General features: G+C 71.1%; 8 protein-coding genes and 1 pseudogene. 5 read left to right on the forward strand and 4 right to left on the reverse strand.

Annotation, left to right across the window (positions count from 1 at the left end):
- Window positions 1-361 (reverse strand): annotated as a pseudogene (locus tag WBP48_RS07590) (phospho-sugar mutase); the annotation flags it as partial.
- Window positions 358-1,191 carry a purine-nucleoside phosphorylase gene (locus WBP48_RS07595; RefSeq protein WP_424438435.1) on the reverse strand — a complete coding sequence of 278 codons (834 nt, stop codon included), beginning with the start codon at window positions 1,189-1,191 and terminating at the stop codon, window positions 358-360. The gene WBP48_RS07595 and the pseudogene WBP48_RS07590, both read right to left, overlap by 4 nt.
- A 79-nt stretch (window positions 1,192-1,270) precedes the next feature.
- On the opposite strand from WBP48_RS07595, the gene WBP48_RS07600 reads away from it, so the two are divergent.
- From WBP48_RS07600 to WBP48_RS07615, 4 genes are all read left to right on the forward strand, one after another.
- Window positions 1,271-2,722: an NAD(P)H-quinone dehydrogenase gene (locus tag WBP48_RS07600; protein ID WP_424438438.1), complete on the forward strand. Its 1,452-nt coding sequence runs from the start codon at window positions 1,271-1,273 to the stop codon at window positions 2,720-2,722.
- Between the two features lie 76 nt (window positions 2,723-2,798).
- A complete protein-coding gene (locus WBP48_RS07605; RefSeq protein WP_424438441.1) occupies window positions 2,799-5,513 on the forward strand; it encodes an AAA family ATPase in 2,715 nt (904 codons plus the stop codon).
- Window positions 5,514-5,801: 288 nt separating this feature from the next.
- Window positions 5,802-6,431 carry a hypothetical protein gene (locus tag WBP48_RS07610; protein ID WP_424438443.1) on the forward strand — a complete coding sequence of 210 codons (630 nt, stop codon included), beginning with the start codon at window positions 5,802-5,804 and terminating at the stop codon, window positions 6,429-6,431.
- Window positions 6,428-7,639 (forward strand): alpha/beta hydrolase family protein, encoded by a 1,212-nt coding sequence (locus tag WBP48_RS07615; protein WP_424438446.1) that lies wholly within the window; start codon window positions 6,428-6,430, stop codon window positions 7,637-7,639. The genes WBP48_RS07610 and WBP48_RS07615 overlap by 4 nt, the downstream gene beginning before the upstream one ends.
- A 246-nt stretch (window positions 7,640-7,885) precedes the next feature.
- Here the strand turns inward: WBP48_RS07615 and WBP48_RS07620 are convergent, their stop codons facing one another.
- Both WBP48_RS07620 and WBP48_RS07625 read right to left on the reverse strand, forming a co-directional pair.
- The gene (locus WBP48_RS07620) at window positions 7,886-9,679 is read right to left on the reverse strand and encodes an acetyl/propionyl/methylcrotonyl-CoA carboxylase subunit alpha (protein ID WP_424438449.1); all 1,794 of its coding nucleotides are present in this window, start codon (window positions 9,677-9,679) and stop codon (window positions 7,886-7,888) included.
- A 95-nt stretch (window positions 9,680-9,774) separates the two neighbouring features.
- Window positions 9,775-10,437 carry a Maf family protein gene (locus WBP48_RS07625; RefSeq protein ID WP_424438452.1) on the reverse strand — a complete coding sequence of 221 codons (663 nt, stop codon included), beginning with the start codon at window positions 10,435-10,437 and terminating at the stop codon, window positions 9,775-9,777.
- 186 nt (window positions 10,438-10,623) lie between these two features.
- Between WBP48_RS07625 and WBP48_RS07630 the strand changes: the two genes are divergently transcribed.
- The coding region (locus WBP48_RS07630; protein WP_424438455.1) for a TRAM domain-containing protein at window positions 10,624-11,113 on the forward strand (490 nt) is incomplete at its 3' end.

Raw genomic sequence — 11,113 nt, forward strand, 5'->3', positions numbered from 1 at the left:
GCCCCGCACCCGCAAACAACTCGGCCGAGTCGCGGGCGAACACGTCGGAGTTGCGGCGCCCGTCGTAGCCGATCACGACGGCAGGAGTCACGCCCGGGGAGGCCTTCTCGCGCAGGTAGGCGGCAAGACCCGCGGCAGCCTGCGACACGACCACGCGGTTCATGCGGTTGCTGCCGGCGCCCAGGCGTCCCCGCAGGCCGGCCGTGCCGAACTGCAGTCGGGTGCTGAAGCGCTCGGCGATGTCGGCGTGCGCCTCGGCATCGCCCGCCTCGGAGCGCATGATGAGCATCGACAGTTCCTCGCGCGTCACCGGATCGGGGTCCTGCGCGAGCCACGCCCGCGCGGCGCCGCGCACGCTCACAACCGCCCGATCACGCGGGCCAGCAGCGCCGAGATCACCGGCTCCGCCGCCTGGCCCGCCTCGATGACCTCCTGGTGGCTGAGCGGAGTCGTCTGGATGCCGGCGGCCAGGTTCGTGATGAGCGAGAACCCGAGGATCTCCATGCCGGCCTGGCGAGCCGCGATCGCCTCGAGTGCCGTCGACATGCCGACGATGTGCCCGCCGATGATCCTCGCCATCTGCACCTCGGCGGGGGTCTCGTACTGCGGCCCGCGGAACTGGCAGTAGACGCCTTCATCGAGGCTCGGTTCGATGCTGCGGGCGATGCCGCGCAGACGGGCCGAGTACAGGTCGGTGAGGTCGATGAACGTCGCGCCCTCCAGAGGGGAGTCGCCGGTGAGATTGATGTGGTCGCTGATGAGAACGGGCGTCCCCGGCGTCCAGGTCGGCTTGATGCCGCCGGCGCCGTTCGTGAGCACCATCGTGGTCGCCCCCGTCGCCGCGGCGGAGCGGACGCTGTGGACCACGCGGCGCACGCCATGCCCCTCGTAGTAGTGGGTGCGGGCACCGATCACCAGTACGCGCTTGCCGGTGGGCGTGAGGATGCTGCGCAGCGACCCGACGTGACCGGCGAGCGCCGGTGCGCTGAAGCCGGTGACCTCGGTCGCGGGGATCGTCGCCGTCGTCTCGCCGATCAGGTCGGCGGCCTTGCCCCAGCCGGAGCCGAGCGTGAGGGCGATGTCGTGGCTCGGGACCCCGGTCAGTCGCGCGATGTCGGCCGCGGCCCGGGCGGCGATCTCGAACGAGTCGGCAGCGGGGTCGTCGAGCGGGTTGCGATGCGTGTCGGGCATGGCTCCCACTCTAGGAACCCGACGCTGATTCGGACAGCGCCGATTCGATCAGCGCCCTGCGCCGGGGGAGAATGGAACAATGTCGTCGAGCTTCGTGAACTCACAGTCGGTCGCGGTCCTCGGCGGGGGGCCCGGCGGCTACGAAGCCGCCCTCGCCGCGGCGCAGCTCGGCGCCGACGTCACCCTCGTCGAGCGCGCCGGCGTCGGGGGAGCGGCCGTCATCACCGACGTCGTGCCGTCGAAGAGCCTCATCGCGACGGCGGATGCCGCGGTCGCGATCGCCGAGGCATCCGACCTCGGGGTCCAACTGTTCGCGCACGGGGAGTCGGGGCGTCCGCTCAAACCCGAGATCGCGATCAATCTCGCCGCCGTCAACAAGCGACTGCTGTCGCTGGCCCGGCACCAGTCCGACGACATGCGCGCGCAGCTGGTGGATGCCGGGGTGCGCCTCATCTCGGGGCATGGTCGCCTCGACGACCACCACTCCCTCGTCGTGGCCACCGGCCCCGGCGGGACGGACTTCGACCGCGTCGAGGCCGACACCCTCGTCGTCGCGGTCGGCGCGTCGCCGCGGGAACTGCCGTCCGCGATGCCCGACGGCGAGCGCATCCTGACCTGGACACAGCTGTACGACATGAAGGCGCTGCCCGAGCACCTCATCGTCGTCGGCTCTGGCGTGACCGGTGCCGAGTTCGCGTCGGCATACATGAATCTGGGCGCGAAGGTGACGCTCATCTCCAGCCGTGATCACGTTCTCCCCGGTGAGGACCGGGACGCCGCGGCCGTCCTCGAGAAGGTCTTCCGCCGCGGCGGGATGACGGTGCTGTCGAAGTCCCGGGCCGAGCGCGTCGAACGCGTCGGCGACGGCGTCGTCGTCTCGCTCGCCGACGGGCGCACGATCGAGGGCAGTCACTGCCTCATGGCGGTCGGCTCCATCCCGAACACCGCGGGCATCGGGCTCGCCGAGGTGGGCGTGCAGCGCACCGAGTCCGGCCACATCAGGGTCAACCGCGTGGCACGCACCTCGGTGCCGAACATCTATGCGGCGGGGGACTGCACGACCTTCGTGCCCCTGGCATCCGTCGCCTCGATGCAGGGGCGCACGGCGATCTTCCACGCTCTCGGTGACACCGTCATCCCGCTGGAGCGGCGCCGCATCACGGCGAACATCTTCACGGCGCCCGAGATCGCGACGGTCGGCCGCCAGGAGCGCGACGTCGAGACCGGGGCCATCAACGGCTACGTGCACAAGCTGCCGCTCGTGGCGAACGCGCGCGCGAAGATGATGGGGATCAGGGACGGCTTCGTCAAGATCATCGCCCGGGAGGGCAGTGGCACCGTCATCGGGGGCGTCATCGTCGCGCCGCGCGCGTCGGAGCTCATCTACCCGATCGCGATCGCCGTCGAGCGGCGGCTGACCGTCGACCAGGTCTCTCGCGTGTTCGCCGTGTTCCCGTCGCTGACGGGCTCGATCACCGATGCGACCCGTGCGATGCATCAGGTGAACCGCGACGACGACTTCTTCGGCTAACTCGAAGGCCCCGCGACATGAGCCAGACCTTCTCGCCCCGCGGCGCGGCAGCGCTTCTGAGAGCTGAGTAGCCGCGATGCCCCGCCGTATTGCGGACCGGCCGATCCCCGGCAGGCTTCGACCCGATCGACGCGCCCTCTTCGAGGCCGCACTGGACGACGCGCGGCGCGGCGTTCCCCGCGTCGTGTGCCTCGTCGGGGCGGCCGGCACCGGCAAGACGACCCATCTGCGCGAGGTCGTCGCCGAGGCCGCCGATGCCACAGTGCTCCGGGCAGCGGGTGTCGAAGCGACCTATCGGCCTCCGTTCGGTGTGCTGGAAGAGCTCGGCGTGCGACGCACGGTCACCGATGACGGCCAGCCGCAGAGCCGCGCCGTCGCCGCCCAGGCGTTGCGGCGGCTGATCGATGACGAGAGCGGTGACGGGCCCGTCGTGATCGCCGTCGACGATGCGCAGTGGGCGGATGCCGAGTCGCTCGCGGCCCTGCGCCTCGTCGTCGAGGGTCTCTCGCACGACCGTCTCCTCGTGGTCATGGCCACCCGTCCCCCGGGACCCGACGACCCCTCCTCATGGCACCGGTTCCTGGCCGAACCGGCCGTCTCGATCGTCGAACTCGACGGCATCGAACTCGACGAGGCGATCGCTCTGGCGGGCGAGGTGCGCGACGAGCGCGTGCCGGAAGAGTTGGTCGAGCGTCTGTGGCGCCACACCGGGCGCAACCCGATGTACCTGCGTTCCCTGCTTGCGGAGTACTCCCCGGAGGAGCTCGCCGCGCGATCCGTGCTGCCCGCACCGGTCGAGTTCGCTCGCGAACTGAACGCGCGCCTGAGGGTGATGGACCCCGATGCGGCGACGCTCCTGCGCGCCGTCGCCGTGATCGGCTCGTCGTGGGTCGACCGCCTCGACGCGGCGGCCGTCGCAGAGGTCGACGACGCGGCATCCGCCGTGGGACTTCTGCTCGACAGCGGGCTGCTGATCGCTCGCGCGCAGGTCGGGCTCGCTGATGTGCGGATCGTGCACGCGCTCGTCCGTGCCGCGATCTACGATTCCACTCCGGCGGACGAGCGTCGGCGGCGGCACTTGCTGGCCGCGAAGCTGCTCGGCTCGCCGATGCAGCGGTTGGAGCACGAGGTGGCTGCCGCGGGGACGCGGGACGAGGCGCTCGCCGCGCGCCTCGAGCATGCCGCGACGGGTGCCTCCGCCGAGCGAGACCATCATCGCGAGGCGCAGTTGCTGCAGTGGGCTTCGCAGTTGTCGCCCGATGCCGCCGAGCGCGAGCGGCGTTGGCTGCGGGCGCAGATCGCGCGCGTGCACACGCGGGACACGGCGTCGGTGCGCGCCCATCTGAGCCAGATCGGCTGGTCGGGCGAGCCGGCGCTGCGCACCCTCGTCATGGCGTGGCTGCTCGTCGTGGAGAACCGCATCGCCGATGCGCGCCGAGTGATCGAGGCGCTCCCTGTCCCCCTGCTCGAAGGCGCCGACCACCAGACCCGCATGGGCCTGCTGGTGATCAAGGCGTGGACGATGCTGACGTCGGGATACCCCATCGACGACATCCGGGCCGTGATCGCGTCGATTCCGCCCGAGGCCCACACCGATCCCGTACTGGGCGGGCTCTACCAGCGCACCGCCGGCCAGATCGCGTCGCGCGACTTCGACTTCGCCCGCCTCCGGAGTGACTTCGATTCCGTGCCGGGCGACCCGCGACTGACGCCCATGAAGGACACCGGCCGGCTCGGCTGGCGCGGTTCCGTCTATGCCCTGCGGGGACTCTCGGCCGAGGGCCGTCGTGACCTCGCGGAGGTGGTCTCGCGCGTGCGCGGCGGCCGCATCGACGAGACGGTCGGCGTGAGCCACGCGCTGTACGCCTTCGCGCTGTGGCAGGGCGGCGAGTTCGAGCGGGCGGGCATCGAGCTGCAGGTATCGGCGAGTCTCGCCGTCGACCGGATGAGCCCATTGGCGCAGGCGGTTCTCCCGCTCGTCCCGACCGTGCACGGGGAGTTCGCGCGGGCGGACGACCTGCTCGCGCAGACGGCGTCGCTGCTGCTCGACCTGCCGTGGCACATCGCGGTGTCGGTGCTCACGCAGGCGGAGATCGTCCGTCTGCACGCCGGTGACGACGAAGCGGCGCGCAGGGGATACCTCGCACGACTGCGCGCGCGTTTCGGGGATGACGTGACCGACGCCGACAACGGCGATGGCGCCTTCTGGCACCTGCACGTGATGCTCGCGCGCGTCTGGGCGGGTGAGCTCGACGGCATCGCGCCGCATCTGTCGGCCAGCGACACCGAAATGGTCGTGCCGGACTGGAGGTACTGGACCCGGCCGTGGGTGACGGGGCTCGCGAGCGAGCGCGCGGGCAACGACGATGACGCACTCCGGTCGCTGACGGATGCCGTGGCGATCCAGAGCTCCGAGCTGCCGCTGTACCGGGCGCACCTCTACGCCGATCTGGCGCGGATCGCGGCACGGGTGGGACAGGTCGAGACCAGCGAGGGCGCCGCGCGGCAGGCCCGCGAGATCTACGCCCGACTCGGCGCCACCGCCTACCTCGCGCGAGTGGCAACGAGCGACGCGAACGGCATGCCCGCCGACCCGCTGGCGACCCTCAGCGATCGCGAACGCGAGGTCGCCGCGCTCGTGCTCGCAGGTTTCAGCTACCGGCAGGTGGCGGAGGAGCTCTACGTGACCCGTAGCACCGTCGCCTTCCACCTCGGCAACATCTACGCCAAGACCGGCGTCGAATCCCGTCATCAGCTCACGCGCCTGGTCCGTGACGCCACGCTGACCTGAAAGCCTGACCTGCCCCAGACTTCGTCGCCCGACGGCGCGGCAGCGCCCTTGAGAAGCTGATGCGGGAGTCTCGTGACATGACCCAGATTTCCTTAGCCCACGGCGCGGCAGCGCCCCTGAAGAGCTGACCTGAAGGTCTCGCCACCTGAGGCAGGCTCTCTTGCCCCACGGCGCTCGGCCCGGCGCGCTCGAACCTGTGCAGAACGGACAGTCGCCCCCGCGCCACCGCCGCGTAGCGTCGTTGGCGCCGGAGCTACCGGCCCGGCCGTCACGAAGAGAACTCAGATCATGATGACGTCTCGCTCCCACATCCGCCCCCGCGTCGCGGCGATGGCCTTCGTCGCGGTCCTGACGGTGCCCTTCGCCCTCGCCGGCTGTGCATCGACGCCGACACCGACGCACACGCCGACGCCGACGCCGACGCCCAACACCAAGACGCAGACCGCTCCCGCTCCCGCTCCCTCATCCGAGACGCCGCAGCCCCAACCGGAACCGACCGCGGCGACGTTCACGTGCGACGAACTGGTGCCGGTGTCCCTTCTGAACAGCACGTTCGGCGGCTCCTTCACGGCGCAGACACCGCCCGCTGCCACCGACGGCTCCGCGGTGGCACAGATCATCGCGGCCGGCGGTACGGCATGCGCCTGGTCGAACGATTCCGGCCAGCAGGTGGCGCTTGCGGCCGGTCAGTTCGAGGCGGACGTGATCCAGGCGGGTGAGTCCGCAGCTGCACGCGCCGGCGAGCAGACCGACGCGTTCGGCAGCGACCTGACGGCCTACGCGTCCGGCCAGGGCGGCACGACGATCGACGTCTTCAGCGAGATCGGGGCGTGGGTCCACACCGAGTCGGTGCTGTTCACGTCGCCCGCGGTCGCGGGTCCGATCGTGACGAGCGTGATGCAGGAGCTGCCGTCATGAGCCGCTCCGAGTTCGCTGTCCACCCGTTCTCCGCCGATCCTGACTTCGACTACGAGATCCGTTGCGCGATCGGCAACGCCGCCGGCGGTGCGGGTGACATCGGCGAGGTCCTCGCCGCCGTCTCCCACGTCCGCAAAGCCGACCACGAGGGCTGGTACGCGGCGTGGCGGGAGCTCGCCGACCGCACGCTCGCGATCGCGACGACCTCGGCCGCCGGTGGCCACCGGGTCAGCGCCGCAGCCGCCTACCTCCGTGCCAGTGCCTACTACGCCGTCGCCGTCAACGCCGTCAGCGCGCTCGCCGATTCGGACCTGCTCGCGCCGAACTTCGCGAGGCAGGAGGAGGCCTGGCGGGGCTTCGTCGCGCACACCGCGGTCGACGTCGACGAGATCGAGATCCCGTACGACGAGGGTCGGATGCCGGGATGGTATTTCCGGGCCCCGTCGCCGAGCGGCGCGGTGCTCGTCGTCGTCAACGGCAGCGACGGCTCGCGTGCGTCCCTATGGGCGTCGTGCGTGTCGGCGGGACTGGAGCGCGGTTACGACGTGCTCGTCTTCGACGGACCCGGCCAGCAGTCGCAGCTGTTCGAACGCAACGTGCCGTTCCGGCCCGACTGGGAGAACGTGCTGACGCCCGTCTTCGAGACCGTCGCCGCGCGGGAGGGGGTGGATGCCGCGCGCATCGTCGTGATCGGCATCAGCCAGGGCAGCTATTGGACCGAGCGCGCACTCGCCTTCGAACACCGGTACGCCGCAGCGGTCGCCAATCCCGGCCTCGTGGACGTGTCCACGTCGTGGACCAGCCAGGTGCCCGCGAGCATGCTGCGACTGCTGGACGCCGGCGAGAACGAGAAGTTCGACCGCGAGGTGGCACTCGGGATGCGGTTCTCGCCGACCACGGCGCACACCTGGCGCTTCCGTGCCCGGCCATACGGTACGAACGGTTATGCCGAGACGATCGAGGCGGTGCGTCGGTACACCGTCGCCGATGTCGCTGGACAGATCACGACGCCGCTGCTGATCCTCTCGCCCGAGGCGGAGCAGTTCTGGCCCGGACAGTCCGAACAGCTCGCCGCACTCGCGCCGGGGGTCTCCACGGTCGTGCGGTTCACCGCGGCCGAGGGCGCCGACGAGCACTGCCAGCCGCTCGCCCAGGTCCTCACGACGCAGCGCGTGTTCGACTGGCTCGACGACACGCTCGCCTCCTGACCCCGTCCCGGCCACCCCTCGGGGGCGGTGGCCGGGACGGTCCCCCCACCGGAAGCCGGAACGCCCGGTGTGCTCGCATGCCCGAGAGCCCGACGTGCCGTGACGCCTCTTGTCGCTCGCTGGTAGGCGCCGCGCGCGGGCGCGCGCCCGACGTGCACGGATGCCGCGGCGGACCGCGTCAGCTTTTCAGGGGCGCTGCCGCGCCGTGGGGCGAGAAAGTCCGGCTCATGTCGCGAGACTTTCGCGTTAGGAGATCGTCAGCAGCTGATGCCCGGCCGACACCGTCGTGCCGGGGTGAGCGTCGATCGCGCCGATGACGCCGTCCTTGTGCGCCTGGATCGGCTGCTCCATCTTCATCGCCTCGAGCACGACGACGAGGTCGCCCTTGACGACCTGCTGACCCTCGTCCACCGCGACCTTGACGATCGTCGCCTGCATCGGCGCCTTCACGGCATCGCCGGCGGCTCCCGGCGATACGCTCGGTGCGTGGGTGCGCCGCGACGGCGGCACCGCGACGGGCCGACCGATCCGGGCGGGCGCGACGGCGATGCGGTCGGGCAGGCTCACTTCGAGCCGCTTGCCCGACACCTCCACGACGACGGTGTGACGCGGCTCGGCCTCGGCGGGCGACTCGTACTCGCCGTCCCACGGCGGGATGTCGTTCTCGAACTCGGTCTCGATCCAGCGCGTGAACACCCCGAACCGTCCGTCCTCGGCGGTGAAGGCGGGGTCGCGCACGACCTTGCGATGGAACGGCAGCACCGTCGGGAGCCCGGCGACCTGGAACTCGTCGAGGGCCCGTCGCGCGCGCTCCAGCGCCTCTTCACGGTCGCGGCCGGTGACGATGAGCTTGCCGAGCAGCGAGTCGAACGCGCCCGAGACGCTGTCTCCGGCCGTCACCCCCGAGTCCAGGCGGATGCCGGGACCACCGAACGTCTTGAACTGGTGGATCCGTCCGGGCTGGGGGAGAAACCCTCGGCCGGGGTCCTCGCCGTTGATCCGGAACTCGATCGAGTGCCCGACCGGCACCGGGTCGGCATCCTGCAGCAGCCCTCCCTCGGCGATGCGGAACTGCTCGCGGACCAGGTCGATCCCGGTGACCTCCTCGGATACCGGGTGCTCCACCTGCAGGCGGGTGTTCACCTCGAGGAACGAGATCGTCCCGTCGGCGCCGATGAGGAACTCGCACGTGCCGGCGCCGACGTAGCCGACCTCGCGCAGGATCGCTTTCGAGGCGTCGTAGAGGATGCGGTTCTGCTCCTCGGTGAGAAACGGCGCTGGCGCCTCTTCGACGAGCTTCTGGTGGCGCCGCTGCAACGAGCAGTCGCGTGTGGAGACCACGATGACGGTGCCCGCGGCATCCGCCAGGCACTGCGTTTCGACGTGACGCGGTTTGTCGAGGTATTTCTCCACGAAGCACTCGCCGCGACCGAACGCCGCGATCGCCTCGCGGGTCGCCGACTCGAACGACTCGGCGACCTCGTCGAGCTCGCGGGCGACCTTGAGGCCGCGGCCGCCGCCGCCGAAGGCCGCCTTGATCGCGATCGGCAGCCCGTACTCACGCGCGAACGCGACGACCTCGTCGGCTCCGCTGACCGGACCGGGGGTGCCGGGCGCGAGCGGGGCGCCGACCTTTTCGGCGACGTGCCGGGCGGTGACCTTGTCGCCGAGCGCCTCGATCGCCTCGGGCGACGGGCCGATCCAGACCAGTCCGGCGGCGATCACGGCGCGCGCGAACTCGGCGTTCTCGGCGAGGAAACCGTAGCCGGGATGCACGGCGTCCGCACCGGAACGGCGCGCGACCGACAGGATCTTCTCGATCGACAGGTACGTGTCTGCGCTCGTCGAGCCCTCGAGAGAGTACGCCTCGTCGGCGAGCTTCACGTGCATCGCGTCGCGGTCCTGCTCGGCGTAGACGGCGACCGAACGCTTGCCGCCGTCGCGTGCCGCGCGAATGACGCGCACGGCGATCTCTCCGCGGTTCGCGACGAGCACTTTGGTGATCTGCGAACGCGCGGGCGCCGTGTCCAGGGAGGGCATGGATGCCAGCCTACCCAGCGCAAACCCTCCCGCTTTGGATCCCTCGCACAAGATCACCGAGAAATCGTGGGCGGAAACCTACCAGGAGCGGGCGCTCACGTCGGCGAGGTTCCGGCGCGGTTCCACAGATCCGTCCAGCGGATGCCGAGGCGCCCGCACAGGCGTCGCACGGTCGACAGCGACATCCCGACGACGGTCGAGGGGTCGCCCTCGACGCGTTCGATGAAGGCGCCGCCGAGGCTGTCGACCGTGAAGGCGCCCGCCACGTGCAGCGGCTCGCCCGAGGCGACGTATGCCGCGATCTCGGCATCCGTGATGTCGGAGGCGAAGGTGACGGAGGCCGACGCCACCGCCGCCTCTTCCCGCGGCGGTGCGTCGGGCGCGATGCGGATGACGCTGTGTCCGGAGTGAAGGATGCCGGTGCTCCCGCGCATCCGCTCCCACCGAGAGGTCGCGACCTCGGGGAGGTGCGGCTTGCCGAGCACTCGCCCATCGATCTCGAACATCGAGTCGCCGCCGATGACGATGCCGTCGAAGGAGGGGTCATCCGCCGCGAGGGATGCCGCGACATCCGCCGCCTTGCGACGCGCGAGCAGCAGGACGTGTTCCTCCGGCGGGAGCGTGCGGCTCTCGGCGGCCTCGATCGCGGCGATCACGGCGTCCTCGTCGACGGCGGGGGCGTGCAGCAGCGGCTCGATCCCGGCCTGCCGCATCAGCATGAGGCGGGCGGGAGAGGTCGAGGCCAGGCACACGCGCATGCCGACCAGCGTACGGCCGGGTCGCGCGCACTCGCTGTGTCGCACCCGCCCCGCCACCGGGGGTGGTGATCTCGGAGGACGGTAATCGACTTGCCGTGATTTGTCGTTTGAGGGAGGCGGTTCCGACAGAACGCGGCACGTCGCCGGGTTTGTCCGCCGGAACCCGCGGTGTGGGAGAGTCGAGGGGTGCAACCCGGCGACCTCCTCGACCTCGACGTGACCGGGGTCGCCCACGGCGGCGTGTTCGTCGCCCGCCACGAGGGTCGGGTCGTCTTCATCTCCGATGCGATCCCGGGCGAGCGCGTGCGCGTGCGCCTCACCGACACGGCGAAGGCGTCCTTCTGGCGCGGTGATGTCGTCGAGGTGCTCGATGCCTCGCCCCACCGCCGCCCGCACGTCTGGGCGGCCGCCGACGTCACCGTCGATCCGAGCGTCCGCCCCGGCGGCGCCGACTTCGGCCACATCGCGCTCGACCACCAGCGCAAGCTGAAACTGCGCGTGCTGCTCGAAGCCCTCGAGCGCTTCGGCGGCATGGCGCAGCCGGCCGCGACGATCGAGGGCGCGTTGCCGCTGCTCGCCGCCGCTGACCACCTCGAGCGAGAGCCGGCCGACGACCTGCCCCAGCTGGGTCGCGAAGAGGGATCCGCCCACGGAGCGCATGAGGCGGCCCGCGCCC

The organism is Microbacterium sp., from assembly GCF_049661145.1.
Taxonomy (GTDB): Bacteria; Actinomycetota; Actinomycetes; order Actinomycetales; family Microbacteriaceae; genus Microbacterium.